Source organism: Pseudaquabacterium terrae (assembly GCF_013266755.1).
In the GTDB taxonomy this organism is placed as follows: domain Bacteria; phylum Pseudomonadota; class Gammaproteobacteria; order Burkholderiales; family Burkholderiaceae_C; genus Pseudaquabacterium; species Pseudaquabacterium terrae.
The window spans coordinates 24,111-40,112 of sequence record NZ_JABRWJ010000009.1 but is presented as its reverse complement, the minus strand read 5'-3'; the positions used below and the strand labels follow the sequence as shown (position 1 = coordinate 40,112).

14 protein-coding genes are annotated in these 16,002 nt (G+C 69.9%); 9 read left to right on the top strand and 5 right to left on the bottom strand.

Features of this window, described 5'->3' with window-relative positions:
- The 6 genes from HLB44_RS26845 to HLB44_RS26820 all read left to right on the top strand — a co-directional run bounded on the left by HLB44_RS26845 (position 1) and on the right by HLB44_RS26820 (position 6,880).
- Complete coding sequence (locus HLB44_RS26845) at positions 1-768, top strand: SDR family oxidoreductase (protein WP_173130156.1); 768 nt, start codon at positions 1-3, stop codon at positions 766-768.
- 31 nt (positions 769-799) lie between these two features.
- Positions 800-1,666: a fumarylacetoacetate hydrolase family protein gene (locus HLB44_RS26840; protein WP_173130153.1), complete on the top strand. Its 867-nt coding sequence runs from the start codon at positions 800-802 to the stop codon at positions 1,664-1,666.
- Between the two features lie 87 nt (positions 1,667-1,753).
- Positions 1,754-2,272, top strand: a complete 519-nt coding sequence (locus HLB44_RS26835) for a hypothetical protein (RefSeq protein WP_173130150.1) — start codon at positions 1,754-1,756, stop codon at positions 2,270-2,272.
- A 66-nt stretch (positions 2,273-2,338) separates the two neighbouring features.
- Positions 2,339-3,853 carry a UxaA family hydrolase gene (locus tag HLB44_RS26830; protein ID WP_343051574.1) on the top strand — a complete coding sequence of 505 codons (1,515 nt, stop codon included), beginning with the start codon at positions 2,339-2,341 and terminating at the stop codon, positions 3,851-3,853.
- 113 nt (positions 3,854-3,966) lie between these two features.
- On the top strand, positions 3,967-6,327 hold the full coding sequence (locus HLB44_RS26825; protein ID WP_173130144.1) for a PAS domain-containing hybrid sensor histidine kinase/response regulator: 2,361 nt from the start codon (positions 3,967-3,969) through the stop codon (positions 6,325-6,327).
- Between the two features lie 70 nt (positions 6,328-6,397).
- Entirely contained in the window at positions 6,398-6,880 is a 483-nt protein-coding gene (locus tag HLB44_RS26820) for a CreA family protein (protein WP_173130141.1), read from the top strand.
- A 4-nt stretch (positions 6,881-6,884) separates the two neighbouring features.
- Here HLB44_RS26820 and pssA read toward each other — a convergent pair whose 3' ends face one another.
- Positions 6,885-7,502: a CDP-diacylglycerol--serine O-phosphatidyltransferase gene (gene pssA, locus HLB44_RS26815; RefSeq protein WP_173130137.1), complete on the bottom strand. Its 618-nt coding sequence runs from the start codon at positions 7,500-7,502 to the stop codon at positions 6,885-6,887.
- Between the two features lie 33 nt (positions 7,503-7,535).
- A complete protein-coding gene (locus HLB44_RS26810) occupies positions 7,536-8,693 on the bottom strand; it encodes an ABC transporter substrate-binding protein (protein ID WP_173130134.1) in 1,158 nt (385 codons plus the stop codon).
- A gap of 185 nt (positions 8,694-8,878) precedes the next feature.
- Here HLB44_RS26810 and HLB44_RS26805 point away from each other — a divergent pair, with 185 nt between their 5' ends.
- On the top strand, positions 8,879-10,648 hold the full coding sequence (locus tag HLB44_RS26805) for a tannase/feruloyl esterase family alpha/beta hydrolase (RefSeq protein ID WP_173130131.1): 1,770 nt from the start codon (positions 8,879-8,881) through the stop codon (positions 10,646-10,648).
- On the opposite strand, the gene andR is transcribed toward HLB44_RS26805, so the two are convergent.
- The 3 genes from andR to HLB44_RS26790 form a co-directional block, all read right to left on the bottom strand.
- Positions 10,636-11,637 (bottom strand): anthranilate 1,2-dioxygenase regulatory protein AndR, encoded by a 1,002-nt coding sequence (gene andR, locus HLB44_RS26800; RefSeq protein ID WP_173130128.1) that lies wholly within the window; start codon positions 11,635-11,637, stop codon positions 10,636-10,638. The two genes, HLB44_RS26805 and andR, sit on opposite strands and share 13 nt — an antisense overlap.
- Before the next feature lie 130 nt (positions 11,638-11,767).
- Positions 11,768-12,490: a sensor histidine kinase gene (locus tag HLB44_RS26795; RefSeq protein ID WP_173130125.1), complete on the bottom strand. Its 723-nt coding sequence runs from the start codon at positions 12,488-12,490 to the stop codon at positions 11,768-11,770.
- Positions 12,491-12,700: 210 nt separating this feature from the next.
- Positions 12,701-13,627 (bottom strand): LysR family transcriptional regulator, encoded by a 927-nt coding sequence (locus tag HLB44_RS26790; RefSeq protein WP_173130122.1) that lies wholly within the window; start codon positions 13,625-13,627, stop codon positions 12,701-12,703.
- A gap of 195 nt (positions 13,628-13,822) precedes the next feature.
- Here HLB44_RS26790 and HLB44_RS26785 point away from each other — a divergent pair, with 195 nt between their 5' ends.
- Positions 13,823-15,568, top strand: a complete 1,746-nt coding sequence (locus tag HLB44_RS26785; protein ID WP_173130119.1) for a tannase/feruloyl esterase family alpha/beta hydrolase — start codon at positions 13,823-13,825, stop codon at positions 15,566-15,568.
- Positions 15,544-15,999: a JDVT-CTERM system glutamic-type intramembrane protease MrtJ gene (mrtJ, locus tag HLB44_RS26780; protein WP_173130116.1), complete on the top strand. Its 456-nt coding sequence runs from the start codon at positions 15,544-15,546 to the stop codon at positions 15,997-15,999. Before HLB44_RS26785 ends, mrtJ begins: the two co-directional genes overlap by 25 nt.
- Positions 16,000-16,002: the final 3 nt, after the last annotated feature.

The window sequence follows — 16,002 nt, the reverse complement described above, 5'->3', positions numbered from 1 at the left end:
ATGACTGGAAGACTCAAGGGCAAGACCGCGTTCCTGACGGCCGCGGGCCAAGGCATCGGCCGCGCGGTGGCGATGGCCTTCGTGCGCGAAGGCGCCGACGTGCTGGCCACCGACATCGACGCCCATGCGCTCGAAACCCTGCGCGCCGATATCGGCTGCCGCGTGCGCCAGCTCGACGTCACCGACCCGGCGGCGATCGTCGCTGCGGCGGCCGCCGCCGGCCCGGTCGACGTGCTTTTCAACGGCGCCGGCTTCGTGCACGCCGGCACGGTGCTCGAGTGCAGCGAGGAGCAATGGGCGTTCGCCTTCGACCTCAACGTGCGCTCGATGTACCGCACGATCAGGGCGCTGCTGCCCGGCATGCTGGAGCGCGCGCAGCAGGGCGACCAGGCCTCGATCATCAACATCGCATCGGTGGCCGGCAGCCTGAAGGGCGCGCCGAACCGCTTCGTCTACGGCACGACGAAAGCCGCGGTGATCGGCCTGACGAAGGCGGTGGCCGCGGATTTCGTCGCCCGCGGCGTGCGCTGCAACGCCATCTGCCCCGGCACCGTCGAATCACCGTCGCTGCGCGACCGCATCAACGCGCAGGCCCAGGCCAGCGGCCAGACGCTGGCGCAGGTCGAGGCCGCGTTCGTCGCCCGCCAGCCGATGGGCCGGCTCGGCCGCACCGAAGAAATCGCCGCGCTCGCCGTCTACCTGGCGAGCGACGAATCCGCCTTCACGACCGGTACGACGCAAGTCATCGACGGCGGCTGGTCCAACTGAAACCCCAAGTACCAAGCAAGGAGCGTTCCGAATGAAGTTGATGCGCCTCGGCCCCAAGGGCCGCGAGAAGCCGGCCCTGCTCGACGTCGAGGGCCAGGTGCGTGACCTGTCGGGCGTCATCCCCGACCTGCACGCCTCGATGCTGACGCCCGAGGGGCTGGCGCCGCTGCGCGCGCTGCAGCCGTCGAGCCTGCCGATCATCGAGCAGCCCGGCCGCGTCGCGCCGCCGTGGGCCGGCATGGGCAAGTTCGTCTGCGTCGGCCTGAACTATGCAGACCATGCCGCCGAATCCGGCCTGGCGGTGCCGTCGGAGCCGGTGCTGTTCACCAAGCACACCAGCACGGTGATCGGTGCCAACGATGCGGTGGTGCTGCCGCAGGGCTCGGTCAAGACCGACTGGGAGGTCGAGCTCGGCGTCGTGATCGGCGCGCGGGCGCGCTACGTCTCGGTCGACGATGCACTGCAACATGTGGCCGGCTACTGTGTCGTCAACGATGTTTCGGAGCGCGAATACCAGATCGAACGCGGCGGCACCTGGGACAAGGGCAAGGGCTGCGACACCTTCGGTCCGATCGGCCCGTGGCTGGTAACGGCCGACGAAGTGGCTGATCCGCAACAACTCGGCATGTGGCTGGAGGTCAACGGCAAGCGCTACCAGAACGGCAGCACGCGCACGATGGTGTTCGGCGTCGCCCAGCTGGTGAGCTACATCAGCCGCTTCATGACCCTCTATCCAGGGGATCTGATCAGCACGGGCACCCCCCCAGGTGTCGGGATGGGGCAGAAACCCTCTCCCGTCTATTTGAGGCCTAGGGATAGAATGCGCCTGGGCATTGAAGGTCTGGGGGAGCAAGAACAGACCGTGCATGCGTGGAACCCCGAGTTGATCGATGGTTAGGCGCTGCGCAATGCTCAGGCACTACGCGCCGCCGGCGATAGGGATCGGCGGCCTCAGGGTGTGGTGTTCCGTTGGGGGAACCAGGCCATGCAGTTCAGGACCATCACATTGCCGTACGGGGCGCGTTGTCGCGTACCCGAACACGTCCAGCGCATCGACTCGCACAGCACACACGGCTGGCAGTTGCGCTACGGGACGCCAACGCGCTTTTTCTCGGACAAATCGCACGACAACAAGGGTGCGCGCTCTGCGCTGGCCCTGGCCGTCGTCGAACTGCGTTCGCGGGTGCGCAAGCTGCCCGCGCCGACCGGGCTGCAGCGCAAGGTCAGTGCGCACAAGCAGAACGATCTGCCGGTGGGCATCAGCGGACCGATCCTGCGCCAGCGCCGCGGCAGCTCGGTGCAGGAGTGCAGCTTCTCGGTCAACCTGCCGCGCTTCGGCGACAAGCCGCTGCGCCGCAGCGTCTACATCGCCAGCAAGAACACCTACAGCAAGGAGCGCTACGAGCAGGCGCTGCACACGGCCATCGAGCTGCGCAAGGAGGCCGAAGAGGAGTACCAGAAGGCCGCTACCGCGGCCAAGCGCAAGGCCGTGGCCAAGCTGTAAGGCGCTGCTCGTCCTGAGCCCGGCGCCGCCTGCAGGCGCCGGTGGGGTGCTGTCGTGAACGGCGCGGTGATCCGCATTCATCCCGCGGACAACGTCGTCATTGCGCGGCGCCAATTGCTCGGCGGCACGGCGGTCGAGGCCGAAGGCTTCGCCGTACAGGGCCTGGTGCCGCCGGGGCACAAGATTGCCACGCGCGCGATCCAGCCCGGCGAGGCGGTGGTCCGCTATGGCCAGGTGATCGGCACGGCAACGCAGGCCATTGCTGCAGGGCAGCATGTGCACACGCACAATTTGGCGTTTAGCGATGTCGCGCGGTTCGGTGAGCCGGGGAGCGGCGCGCTGCCGACCGAGCACGTCGCCGAGCCGGCCACGTTCGACGGCATCGTGCGCGCCGACGGCCGCATTGCCACGCGCAACTACATCGGCATCCTGACCTCGGTGAATTGCTCGGCCACCGTCGCGCGAGCGATTGCCGACCACTTCCGGCGCGACATCCATCCCGAGGCGCTGGATCCTTTCCCGAACGTCGACGGCGTGGTTGCGCTGACGCACGGCATGGGCTGCGCGACCGACAGCGAGGGTGAAGAGCTGCGCGTGCTGCGGCGCACCCTCGGCGGCTATGCGCGGCATCCGAACTTCGCGGCGGTGCTGGTGATCGGCCTCGGCTGCGAGACGAACCAGATCCAGGGGCTGATCGCGCAGGAAGCGCTCACCGAAGGGGCGCGCCTGGTCGTCTTCGACATCCAGTCGACCGGCGGCACCGCGAAGACCGTGGCTCGCGGCATCGAGGTGGTGGGCGGCCTGCTGGCCGATGCGAACCGCGTGCAGCGCCAGCCCGTGCCGGCGCGGCATCTCACGGTCGGGCTGCAATGCGGTGGCTCCGACGGTTATTCCGGCATCAGCGCGAACCCGGCGTTGGGTGCGGCGGTCGACCGGCTGGTGCGCCATGGCGGCGCGGCGATCCTCAGCGAAACGCCGGAGGTCTATGGCGGGGAGCACCTGCTGACGCAGCGTGCGGTGTCGCGTCTGGTTGCTGACAAGCTGCTCGCGCGCATCGCCTGGTGGGAGGCCTACACCGCCCGCCACGGCATGAAGATGGACAACAACCCGTCGGCGGGCAACAAGGCGGGCGGGCTGACGACGATCCTCGAAAAGTCGCTCGGCGCCATCGCCAAGAGCGGCACGACCGCGCTGGTCGACGTGCTGCAGTTCGCCGAACCGGCGACCCCGCGCGGCCTGCTGTTCATGGACACGCCGGGCTACGACCCGGTGTCGGCCACCGGCCAGGTCGCCGGCGGCGCCAACCTGATCTGCTTCACCACCGGCCGCGGCTCGGCCTACGGCTGCGCGCCGGCGCCGTCGCTGAAGCTGTCGACCAACACCGCGCTGTGGCTGAAGCAGCAGGAAGACATCGACCTCGACTGCGGCGGCATCGTCGAAGGCCTGGAGACGGTCGACGCCGCCGGCGAGCGCATCTTCCGGCTGATGCTGGCCACCGCATCCGGCCGCCGCTCGAAGAGTGAGCAGCACGGCTACGGCCAGAACGAATTCGTGCCCTGGCAGCTCGGCGCGGTGATGTGATCGGGCCGCGAACCGGCCTGCCGCCACCGCTTTAGGGCGCTGCGTCGCGCCGGCATCGCGGCGTACACTGGCTCGGCCGTGGAGGTCAGCGGTCTCGAGCTTCGAAGCGCGCGATGGCAATCTGGCACAAGGAAGTGTCTGCAGGCATCGAATCGGTGGTCGACAACGCCGAGATCGTCGCGTTGTACCGGCGCTGGCAAAGCTTGCATGACCGCGCCGGCGCGATGCCGGCGGCGGCTGAATTCGAGCTCGCGCAGCTCGGCCCGCTGGCCGACAAGATGATGCTGCTGCGCGCCGAGGGCGCGGACTTCCGCTACCTGCACTACGGCATCGACATCCAGCGCCACGCGCAGTTCGACATGACCGGGCTGCTGGTGTCGGAGTTCGGCGGCGAGCTCGGCGACTTCTTCCTTCAGCGCTACCGCGAGGTGATGGCCAGCCACCAGCCGCTGTACACGGTGCACTTTTCCGACCGCGCGCCCAGCGTCTTCACCTGGGAGCGGCTGATCATGCCGCTGCGTGAAGCGACTGGCGAGGTCATCCTGCTGACCTACAACACCCCGCTCGAATCGCGTCAGCAGATGCTCGAGGCGGTGCTCAACGCCACCAGCGACGGCATCCTGGCCTTGCGTGCGGTGCGCGACGACGCGCACCGCCTGGTCGACTGGCTGGTCGTCGTCGTCAACCGGCAGTTCGGCGAGCTGCTCGAAGCGGCGGTCGACAACCCGACCGGCCTGCCGGTCGGCGAAGCCTTTCCGGCCTGGCCGCAGCTGGCGCTCGACGAGCGCTGCCGCGCGGCGATGTCGCAGTCCAGCGGCAGCAGCTGCGAGATCACGCTGGGCAGCGGCGGCAGCCGGCGCGACTTCCTGGCCCAGATCGGTCCGCTCGACGACGGCTGCGTGCTGCGGCTGGCCGGCATCACCGAGCGCAAGCAGGCCGAGGAACACCTGCGCGAACGCGAGCAGCTGCTGCAACAGCTGTTCGACAACAGCCTCGACGGCATCCTCTACACCGCGATGCGCGGGCGCATCCTCGATGCCAACCCGGCCGCCTGCGGCATGCTCGGCCGCAGCCGCGAGGCGCTGCAGCGCCTGGGCGCCATCGCACTGATCGATCCGGGCGACGAGCGCGGCGCAGCGGCGCTCGAAGAAGTGCGCCGCAAGGGGCTCTTCAAGGGCCAGCTGCGCCTGCGCCGCGGCGACGGCCGGCCTTTCGAGGCGGAGATCTTCTGCGCCGTGCACGTCGATGCGCAGGGCCAGCTGCGCAACACGATCAACGTGCGCGACATCAGCGACCGCGCCGCCGCCGAGGCGGCCCGCGCGCAGCTCGAGGAGCGGCTGCGCGAAGCGCACAAGCTCGAGGCGGTGGGCACGCTGGCGCGCGGCATCGCGCACGACTTCAACAACATCCTCGGCGCGATGCTCAGCAACGTCGTGCTCGCGCGCCAGGATGTCGCGCTCGACCATCCGGCGCGGCTGGCGCTCGATGAGCTGCTGAAGTCCGGCATGCGCGCCAAGGACCTGGTGGCGCAGATCCTGACCTTCAGCCGCCAGGGACCCGAGCCCTACGTCAAGCTGCCGCTGAGATCGGTGGTCGAGGAGGTCGGCCAGACGATGCGCACGCTGCTGCCGGCCGGCAGCGCGATCGTCGTGCGCTGCAGCGACGCGCCTTGCCGGGTGTCGGCCAACCCGACGCAGCTGCACCAGGTGCTGATGAATCTGTGTACGAATGCGCTGCACGCGGTCGAGGGCCGCGCCGGCCGCATCGAGCTCGCGCTCGACGAGGTGCGGCTCGATGCCGCCGCGGTGCACACGCTGCCCGGCCTGCTGCCGGGGCTGCACGTGCGGCTGGTCGTGCGCGACAACGGCGTCGGCATGGAGGCCGCGACGCGCTCGCGCATCTTCGAGCCGTTCTACACCACCAAGCCAGTGGGCAAGGGCACGGGGCTCGGGCTGTCGGTGGTGCACGGCATCGTGATGGCACACGGCGGCGCGATCGCCATCGACAGCACGCCGGGCGAGGGCAGCTGCTTCACGCTGCACCTGCCGGCGCTGGAGCCCGACCTGCACGCCGCGGGCAACGGCGCCGCGGCCGGCCACGGCGAGCGCGTGCTGTGCGTCGACGACGACCCGACCATGCTGCTGGTGCTGCAGCGCCTGCTCGAGCGCGGCGGCTACGAAGTCAGCGCCTTCGGCAGCGGCGAGCAGGCGATCGCCGCGGTGCGCGAACAGCCGCAGGGCTACGACATCGTCGTCACCGACTACAACATGCCGGTCGCCGACGGCCTGCGCGTGGCCACCGAGATCCACCAGCTGCGGCCCGGCCTCCCGGTCGTGCTGTATTCCGGCTACATCTCTGACGAGCTGCGCATCGCCGCGCGCCGCGCCGGCGTGCTGCGCCTGGTGCCCAAGGCCAACAGCTACGACGAGCTGCCGACGGTCGTGCGGCAGCTGCTGGCGCCGCTGCGCGGCTGAGCTGCAGGCAGCGCGCCCGCACAATGCGGGCACCACATGCTGCGTAGACCGAACTTTGAGAGGGAACACGATGCGAACGAACGTCCTGCATGCCGGCCGTTGGGCGGCCTTGCTGCTGCTGGCCGCCTGCAGCGCCGGCGCCGAACCGGTCGGCGAGGTCGACACCGTCTTCAAATGGATCGGCCCCGACCACAAGATCGTCGTCGAGGCCTACGACGACCCGAAGGTGCCCGGCGTCACCTGCTACGTCTCGCGCGCCAAGACCGGCGGGATCAAGGGCGCGCTCGGCCTGGCCGAGGACAAGTCCGACGCCTCGATCGCCTGCCGCCAGGTTGGCGCCATCTCGTTTGCGAAGCCGCTGCCGCAGCAGGAAGAGGTCTTCAGCGAGCGGCTGTCGATCCTGTTCAAGAAGCTGCGCATCGTGCGCATGGTCGATGCCAAGCGCAACGCGCTGGTCTACCTGACCTATTCGGAGCGCCTGATCGAGGGCTCGCCGCAGAACAGTGTCACCGCGGTCGCGGTGGACCGGGGCACGCCGATACCGCTGAAATAACCTGCTAGAGCTTCGGGATCCGGATCCGGCTGATCATCAGCGAGCCCGACACCAGGAACATCAGCACCAGCGGGTGCAGCTTGAAACCGGCGATCTCGACCACGCCGAACCACAGCTGCTCGCCGATCGCGCCGGCCCAGGCCGCGGCGGCCAGCACCAGCACCAGCAGCAGCGAGGTCGGGATCGGCGTGCCTTCGAAGTACTTGACCTTGTCGCCGCCGTCGGAGAGCTTCTCGGCGGTGACGTTGTAGCGCGCCAGCCGCGACACGCCGCAGGCGACGAAGAACACCAGCACGATGCGGTCGTACAGCCCCTGCATGCCGCAGGCGTAGGCAATGGCTGCCGGCGCGACGCCGAAGGAAATCACGTCGGCCAGCGAATCGAGCTCGCGCCCCATCGCCGAGGCGCGCTGGCGCCAGCGCGCGATGCGGCCGTCGAGCACGTCGAACACCAGCGCCAGCGGGATCAGCGCGCAGGCGAAGTACAGGTGCCGGTGATCGTGCACCTGCAGGAAGGTCATCACCGAGAACAGCGCGCCGACGCCGCAGAACGCATTGCCCAGCGTGAACCAGTCCGCGAGGTGGAACTCGCGGATCATCGAGAAGGGTTTCGGTCGGTCCATGCGCGAAATATCGCACGCGGCCCGCCACGAGGGTCACATCCTGCAGCCGCGAGCAGGGTCGGCCAATGATTTGCTCGCGATCCCGACCATGCGGTTCTCGCGGCCGCGCACCTGGCGCAGGTAGATGTCCTGCACCGGGTTGTGGGCCTTCGACAAACTGAAGGCGCCGCGCGGGCTGTCGAAGCGGGCCCTGCGCAGCGCATCGACGAAGGCATCGCGGCGGCCGATGTCGCCGTCGACCGCGCTCAAGCCCACGCCGAGCATCTGCGCCGCGTCGTAGCCCTGCACCGCGTAGACGTCGGGCTGCAGCTTGTAGCTCTTCGCGTAGGCCAGCCGGAACATGTTGTCGCGCGAGGTGCCGAGGCCGTCCGCATAGTGCAGCGTGGTCAGCAGGTTGGCGGCATCGGCGCCTTGCGCGTCGAGCGTGCCGTCGGTCAGGAAGCCGGCGGCATACAGCGGGATGCGGTGCTTCAGGCCTGCGGCCGCATAGTCCTTGACGAACTTGACCGCCCCGCCGCCGGCAAAGAAGGTGTAGACCGCATCGGGCCGCGCCGCGGCGATCTCGACCAGCGGTGCGAGGAACTCCGATTGCGGGAAGGGCAGCACCAGCTCCTTGACCACGCGGCCGCCGCCCTTCTCGAAACCCTCCTTGAAGCCGCGCACCGATTCGTCGCCGGCAGCGTAATGCCAGGTGATCGTCACCACGCGCTTGTGGCCCTTCTTCGCCACCACCTCGCCCATCGCATGGCCGGGCTGCCAGTTGCTGAAGCTGGAGCGGAAGATGTTCGAGGCGCACAACGCGCCGGTCACCGCATCGGCGCCGGCATTCGGCACGATCAGCAGCGTGCCGCTGTCCCTCGCGGCCTTGGCCATCGCCAGCGCCACGCCCGAGTGCACGCTGCCGACCAGCACGTCGACCTGGTCGCGCCGGATCAGCCGCTGCACGTGGTCGGCGGCTTTCGCCGGATCGGACTCGTCGTCGACCTTGACGTATTCGATCTCGCGCCCGCCGAGCTTGCCGCCGAGCTCCTCGACATGCAGCCGGAAGCCGTTCTCGATCGCCGTGCCCAGCGCGGCGAAGGTGCCGCTGTACGGCAGCATCAGTCCGACCTTCAGCTTCGGCGCCGGCTGCGCCGCGGCGGACACCAGTGCGCCGAGCAGGACAGCGGCCACGGCGGTACGTGCACTCATCGAGACTCCTTCGTGAAACGGCTCTGAATGCTTTAACTCTAAAGTGATTTCGGGTGCTGGAACCCTGCAAACCCGCCAGAAGCGGATAGCCGCCGGCCGCGCCCGCGGCATGCGGATAGCCGCGCCGACAGCGGCTTCGAAGAATGAATCGGTTCCCCTCAAGCCGACCCGCAGGAGCTGTTTCGATGCCGATGTCTTTCGTATCCCCCACCGCCCCCTCGCACGCCACGCTGCCGCGCTGGCGGCGCGGCCTGGCTGCTGCGCTCGGCCTTGTGCCGCTGCTGTTGCCGCTGCTGTTCGGCGCCGGCGAGGCGCTGGCCTCGCGCGGCAATCCCGGCGGCTTCAGCCTCGCGGCGCAATCGTCGGTGCCCTACACCGCGACGCCGCTGCGTGCCGCGCTCGATTGCGCAGCGATGAACACGACGTTTGCCAACGGCATTCCGCTGTCGGCGCAGCTGATCGCCGCCACCGCGAAGGCGCCCGAGCACTGCCGCATCCGCGGCACCCTTGCGGCGGAGGTCGGTTTCGAGCTGAACCTGCCGACGCAGTGGAACGGGCGGCTGTGGATGTACGGCAACGGCGGATTCGCCGGCGAGGACAACGATGCGCCGAAGGAAGCCGAATCGCGCGAGACCGGCCTGTCCAAGGGCTTCGCCACCGCGCGCACCGACACCGGCCACCTGTCGGCGAAGGAGCCGCTGGCCACCTTCGCCTACTACCGCCCCGACAAGCTGATCGACCACGCCTACCGCGCGGTGCACGAGACCGTGGTGCTGGCCAAGCAGGTGATCGCCACCTACTACGCGCGCTCTGCCAGTTATGCCTACTGGGACGGCTGCTCCACCGGCGGTCGCCAGGGCATGATGAGCGCCTACCGCTACCCGCAGGACTTCGACGGCATCCTCGCCGGCGCACCGACGCTGCGCTGGAGCGACGTGATGATGAAGGGCCTGTCGAACCAGCGCGCGCTCGACAGCGCGCCGACGCTGACGCAGGCCAAGCTCGCCAACGTCTTCAAGCGCGTGCTCGCCAAATGCGATGCGAAGGACGGCGTCACCGACGGCTTGATCAGCCACCCGCCGGCGTGCGATTTCGACCCGGCGCAGGACCTGCCGCGCTGCACCGGCGCCACCGGCGACGATTGTTATTCCGAGGCAGAGATCAACGCGCTGGCGCGGCTGCGTGCCGGCCCGCGCATCAAGGGCCGCGAGTATTTCCCGCAGCACTGGGGCGTCGAGCATCCGACCACCTCGGTGCCGTGGCTGTTCCTGCCCGGCTCGGCGAACGGGCTGACGGTTTTCGGCCAGTCGTACATGAAGTACTGGGCCTTCCCGAACCAGGACCCGGCCTACGACTGGACGAAGTTCGACTTCGACACCGACCCCGACCGCATGGCGCACATCAACAGCCTGCTGAACCCGCAGCCGGACCTGGCGGCCTTCCGCGACCGCAAGGGCAAGATCCTGACCTACTGGGGCTGGGCCGACGCGGCGCTGAACGTCGTGATGGGCACCGACTATCACGATGCGGTCTCGGCCAGGCTCGGTGCGGCCGAGACGCAATCGTTCTACCGCATGTTCCTGGTGCCGGGCCTGGCGCACTGCGGCGGCGGCTACGGGCCGAACCAGATCGACGGCATGACGCCGCTGATCGAATGGGTGGAAGGCGGCAAGGCGCCCGAGCGGCTGCGCGCGCGGCTGCTCGATGCGAACGGCGCAACCACCTATGACCGCGCCTACTGTGCGTATCCGAAGCGCACCGCCTACGCCGGCGGCGACCCCGAGAAGGCCGAGAGCTGGCGCTGCGAGGAGCCGCCGGCGGCGGCCGCGCCAGACACCGCCGCCGCCGGTGGCTGCTCGACCGGCAACGGCAGCGATGCCAGCCTGCCCTTGCTGCTGATGGGCGCGTGGTTCGCGCGGCGGCGCCGCCTTGGGGCCACCGTTCAGCGCGGCTGACGCAGCGCTTCGCCGCGCCGGCGCGTGAGCGTCTGCGACGGCGATTCGTGGAAGCGCTGGCGATAGGCCAGCGCGAAGCGCCCGAAGTGCGCGAAGCCGCATTCGAGCGCGACCTCGGCGATGCGCACATCACGCCCCGGCTGCAGCAGCAGCGCGCGGGCGTGCTCCAGCCGCCGCCGCTGCAGTGCCTGCATGGGGCTCATGCCCCGAAAGCGCGCGAAGGCGTCGTGCAGCGTGCGCGCCGGCACGCCGGCGGCCTGCGCGATATCACCCAAACGCAGCGGCAAGGCGAGCTGCACCTCGATGAACTCCTCGGCGCGGCGCACGCAGCCGGGCGCGATGCCGCGGCGCTCGGTGCCGGTGCCCGGGTCGGGCAGCGCCAGCGCCGGCTGCCCGGCCAGCAGCAGGTGGATCAGCAGGCGCTCGACGTCGGCGGCGATCAACGCCTGGCGCCGCGCCGCATCCAGCAGTGCCGTCGTCGTCGTCAGCGCCTGCAGTGTCTCGAGCAGCGGGCGCAGCGCGGGCGCACCGAGATCGACGCGGCGCTGCCATTGCAGCCCGGGTAGCCCGCTGTGCGCCTGCACCGCGTCGCTGTCCAGGCGCAGCACGAACTGCTCGCAATCGGCGCTGAAATCGGCCTCGAAGTGCTGGCCCGGCGCGATCAGCAGCCCGCGGTTCGGCCCGACGTCGAGCGCCGTGCCGCCGCTGGCCGACTGCGCGCCGCCGCGCAGGCAGAACATCAGCAGGTGGTAGCCCTCGAGCCGGTCGACGACCACGCGCATCGCCTCGCCGAAGGCGATCGCGCCGATGCCGATGCCGTCGATGCGCACGAAATCCATGTGCGCGCGGCGGCCCGCCGGCGCGCCGCGCGGCAGCAGCCGGTGCGGCTGCATCACGCCGGAGATGCGCTCGCGCGTCAGCTCCAGGTCGTGCGACTCGAAGAGCCGGTGGGCCCGCAGCGCCGAGGGTTCGAATCCGTTCCGCGACATGATCACAACACCTGTCCGGGGCGAGACTCGGGACGCCGAATTGCTTGAAGTCTCAAGCAATCGAGTATCGAGTGAAGACCGCGGCCGCCGCTGTCGCGGCCATGACAACGGGCCTGCGGCCGTGGGCCGATCAGGTCGGCGTGCACTCCGGCGGCGCCGGCAGCACGAACGAGAAGCACGCGCCCTCGCCGGGCGCCGACTCGGCCCAGATGCGCCCGCCGTGGCGTTGCACCGCCTGGCGCACGATGCACAAGCCCATGCCGGTGCCGGCGAAGGCGTGGCCATGCAGGCGCTTGAAGGGCTCGAACAGCTCGGCGGCGCGCGCCGCGTCGAAGCCGACGCCGTTGTCGCGCACGCTGATCAGCACGCCCTCGGCGATGCGCCGGCCTTCGATGTGCACGTTGGCGTCGCTGCGCCCGGCGCAGAACTTGAAGGCATTGCCGATCAGGTTCTGCATCACCGCATGCAGCAACGCCGGGTCGCCGTGCAGCGGCGGCGTGCCCTCCACCGTCACCGTCGGCAGCGGCTGTGCGCCGTGGGCCAGCACCAGCCCCTCGATCACCTGCGCGACCAGCGTGCCGAGCTCGATCGGCTGCGGCTGCAGCTCGCCGCCGCCTGCCTGCGCCAGCCGCAGCAGCGCCGACAGCATCTCGAACGAGCAGCGCGCCTGCGCGCCGATCAGCGGGAGCGCGCGGCGCGCGAGCCGCGCGTCGTCCTGATCGCACAGCGCGGAGCGGGCGATCTCGGCCAGCTCGGCAATGCCGCCGAGCGTGCCGCGCAGGTCGTGCGCCACCTGCGCGCAGAACGACTCGAGGCCGGCGATGCGCTGCAGCATCTCCGCCGGGATGGACATTTCGCAAGTGCAAGTTACTGCCATGGTGATCACCTGCTGTGAGGGCTGGAAGGGTCGGGCGGTGGAGACCAGTATCGGCAGCACTCGATCGAAGTGCGAACCACGCCGGCGCAACGCACCGTTGCGGATTCGGAACGCAGATCGCGGCTGCCGAGGGAAGGTGCTCGACGTCCTGCTGTCGCAACGGTACGTTGCGCGGATGAACGCCGCTCAGACGCCGGTGGCCGCGATCTGTGCCACGAGCTCGTTGATGAAGCGGCCGCCGGCCGTTGACAAGGCGCGGCGCGAGCCGTAGATCGCGTACAGCGTCAGTGGCGGCGGACCCCAGCCGGGCAGCACGACCTGCAAGCGGCCGGCGTCGATGTCCGACTGGCACAGGAAGCGCGACATCGGCGCGACGCCGGCCCCTTCGAGCACGGCAGCGCGCACGACCAGCAGATTGTCGCTGTACAGCCGCTCGCTGACGTTGACGTCGGCCGTGCGGCCGGCGGGACCGGCGAGGTGCCAGCGCCCGCGCCGCCCCATGAAGTCCCAGCCGATCGTCTCGGCCCCGGCCAGCTGCTCGGGATCGTGCAGCGCCAGCGTGTCGGCGAGCTCGGGCGTGGCGACCAGCGCGTACTGCGCGACGCCGAGCCGGCGCGCCACCATGTCGCTGTCGGGCAGCGCGCCGACGCTCGGATGGATGATCACGTCGAAGCGCTCGGCCAGCGTGTCGGCCGCGCCGAGCGTCGTCGTCAGCGCCAGCTGCACGCGGGGGTACTGACGCACGAAAGACGCGGCAATGCGGGTGACCAGCGAGGTCGCCAGCGCGACCGGGCAGGCCACGCGCAGCAGGCCCGTCGGTTCGCCGACGCTGTCCTGCGCCAGCCCCACCGCCTCGACAGCCGACTCGCGGATCGTGCAGGCGCGTTCGTAGAGCTGGCGGCCGAGCTCGGTGACCTCGAAATGGCGCGAATCGCGCCGGATCAGCCCGACGCCCAGGCGCTCCTCGAGCTTGGCGATGCGCCGGCTCAGGCGCGACTTCGGAATGCCGGTGCGCCCGCTCGCGGCGGAGAAGCCGCCCGCCTCGACCACCTCGGCCAGCAGGATCAGCTCCTCGACGGTGCCCATCAGCGTGTTCATGTGGGCGTCGAGCATCCGGCGCGGGGTGGGGGCCGTCAAGAGCGGCTGCCCGAAGGCGACGGTTTCACCAGCGCAACGCAGCGTTGCACGCTTGATCGCCAGATGCGGACAGCCGCGCGGCCGCCACGCCAGCCGCGGATAGCGCGCGCCGGCAGCGCTTCGAAGAATGGTTTGCAGCGCCGTACTCACCCACAACAGCAAGGAGACAACATGCCATTCGAAGCGCCATGTGATCAACCGGTGCGTCGCCGCCACCGAACAACGCTGCCGGCCATCGCGGCAACGCTGCTCGCGGCGGCCACGGGGCCCGCCGTGGCCGTCAACTCGAACCCGTTCAGCTTCGCGCGATCGGCCGAGTCGAGCGTCAACTACACCGCGACGCCTTTCGTCGCCGCGGTCGACTGCTCGGTGATGACGCGGCGCACGCCGGGCGGCATCGACCTGGCGGCGCGCTTGGTGCCGGCGACCGTCACGGCGCCCGAGCACTGCCGCATCCAGGGTGTGATCCCGGCCGAGATCAGCTTCGAGATCAACCTGCCGACGAAGTGGAACGGCCGCGTCTGGATGTTCGGCAACGGCGGCTTCGCCGGCGAGGGCCACGATGGTTCGCTGGAAGCGCCGACGCGCGAGCTCGGCCTGTCGAAGGGCTTCGCGACGGTGCGCCAGAACACCGGCCATGATGCGGCGAAGGAGCCGCTGGCCACCTTCGCCCACCGCCGGCCCGACAAGCTGATCGACCACGCCTACCGCGCGGTGCACGAGACCATCGTGCTGGCCAAGCAGCTGGCGGGCGAGTTCTATTCACGTGCGCCGAGCCGCGCCTACTGGGACGGCTGCTCGACCGGCGGCCGCCAGGGCATGATGAGCGCCTACCGCTATCCGCAGGACTTCGACGGCATCCTCGCCGCCGCGCCGACGCTGCGCTGGGGCGACGTGATGATGAAGGGCTTGTCGAACCAGCTCGCGCTCGATGCCGCGCCGACGCTGACGCTGCCGAAGTACAACGTGCTGTTCAAGCACATCCTCGCCAAGTGCGATGCGAAGGACGGCGTCAAGGACGGCCTGGTCAGCGAGCCGCTGGCCTGCAATTTCGACCCGGCGCAGGACCTGCCGCGCTGCACCGGCGCGGTCACCGACGAGTGCTTCACGCCGGCCGAAATCGCGTCGATCGACCGCATCCACCGCGGGCCGCGCATCAAAGGCCGGGAAACCTTTCCGCAGCCCTGGGGCATCGAGGCGAACGACCCGCGCGCGACGACCTGGACCGCGACGGTGCCGTGGCTGTTCGTGCCGCGCGGCGCCAATGCGCTGTCGGGCATGGGCGAATCGTTCATGAAGTACCTGGCCTTCTTCCCGCTGCAGGATCCGGACTACGCGTGGAAGAGCTTCAACTTCGACCGCGACCCGGACCGCATGGCGGTGATCAACGAGATCCTGAACCCGAAGCCCGACCTGGCCGCGTACTTCGCGCGCAAGGGCAAGATCCTGACCTTCTGGGGCCTGGCCGACGGCGCGCTGAACCCGGTGATGGGCACCGACCACTACGCCGCGGTGGCCGACAAGCTCGGCGCGAAGGCGACGCAGGACGCGTGGCGCATGTTCCTCGTGCCCGGCGTCGCGCACTGCTGGGGAGGCTACGGGCCGCACCAGATCGACGCGATGACGCCGCTGATCGAATGGGTCGAGGGCGGGCAGGCGCCGGACCGGCTGGCCGCGAAGCTGGTCGAGAACGGCGTCACGAAGTACAACCGCTCGTACTGCGCGTTCCCGAAGCGCACCGTGCACACGGGCGGCGACAGCGAGAACCCGGCGAACTGGCGCTGCGAGGAAAGCGACGCGTCGGCGGAGCTCGAAGCGGGCGGCTGCTCGGTGTCGGCCGATGGCCGCGATGCGTCGCTGCCCTTGCTGCTGCTGGGCGCGTTCTTCGGGCTGTGGCGCGCGCGACGGCGGCGCTGACCGCAGCGGCAAGGGCGCTCGGCCGCCACCGCCTGGTGGTGGCCGGCGTGCTGCTGGCGCCGGCGGGCTGGTGGCTGCTGGCGCAGCAGGGCCGCCTGCCGGCCGTCGACGATGGCTGGCGGTTGGCGTGCCTGCTGCTGCTCTATCCGTGCCTCGAGGAGTGGTGCTTTCGCGGCGGGCTGCAAGCGTGGCTCGCCGCGCGGCGTTGGCGCGCCGGACCCTGGTTCGGCATCAGCATCGCGAACTTGCTCGCCTCGCTGCTGTTCGCCGCCGCGCACCTGCCGACGCGGCCGATCGCCTTGGCCGCCGCGACGCTGCTGCCCTCGCTGCTGCTGGGCGCCGTCAAGGAACGCTACGGCCGCATCGGGCCGGCGATCGGGCTGCACGCGTACTTCAACGCCGGCCTGCTTGTTGACGGGCATTTACTTTAGATC

Coding starts and splice junctions, on each gene's coding strand:
- HLB44_RS26845 (WP_173130156.1), top strand. CDS start 1: ATGACTGGAAGACTCAAGGGCAAGACCGCGTTCCTGACGGCCGCGGGC.
- HLB44_RS26840 (WP_173130153.1), top strand. CDS start 800: ATGAAGTTGATGCGCCTCGGCCCCAAGGGCCGCGAGAAGCCGGCCCTG.
- HLB44_RS26835 (WP_173130150.1), top strand. CDS start 1,754: ATGCAGTTCAGGACCATCACATTGCCGTACGGGGCGCGTTGTCGCGTA.
- HLB44_RS26825 (WP_173130144.1), top strand. CDS start 3,967: ATGGCAATCTGGCACAAGGAAGTGTCTGCAGGCATCGAATCGGTGGTC.
- HLB44_RS26820 (WP_173130141.1), top strand. CDS start 6,398: ATGCGAACGAACGTCCTGCATGCCGGCCGTTGGGCGGCCTTGCTGCTG.
- pssA (WP_173130137.1), bottom strand. CDS start 7,502: ATGGACCGACCGAAACCCTTCTCGATGATCCGCGAGTTCCACCTCGCG.
- HLB44_RS26810 (WP_173130134.1), bottom strand. CDS start 8,693: ATGAGTGCACGTACCGCCGTGGCCGCTGTCCTGCTCGGCGCACTGGTG.
- HLB44_RS26805 (WP_173130131.1), top strand. CDS start 8,879: ATGCCGATGTCTTTCGTATCCCCCACCGCCCCCTCGCACGCCACGCTG.
- andR (WP_173130128.1), bottom strand. CDS start 11,637: ATGTCGCGGAACGGATTCGAACCCTCGGCGCTGCGGGCCCACCGGCTC.
- HLB44_RS26795 (WP_173130125.1), bottom strand. CDS start 12,490: ATGTCCATCCCGGCGGAGATGCTGCAGCGCATCGCCGGCCTCGAGTCG.
- HLB44_RS26790 (WP_173130122.1), bottom strand. CDS start 13,627: ATGCTCGACGCCCACATGAACACGCTGATGGGCACCGTCGAGGAGCTG.
- HLB44_RS26785 (WP_173130119.1), top strand. CDS start 13,823: ATGCCATTCGAAGCGCCATGTGATCAACCGGTGCGTCGCCGCCACCGA.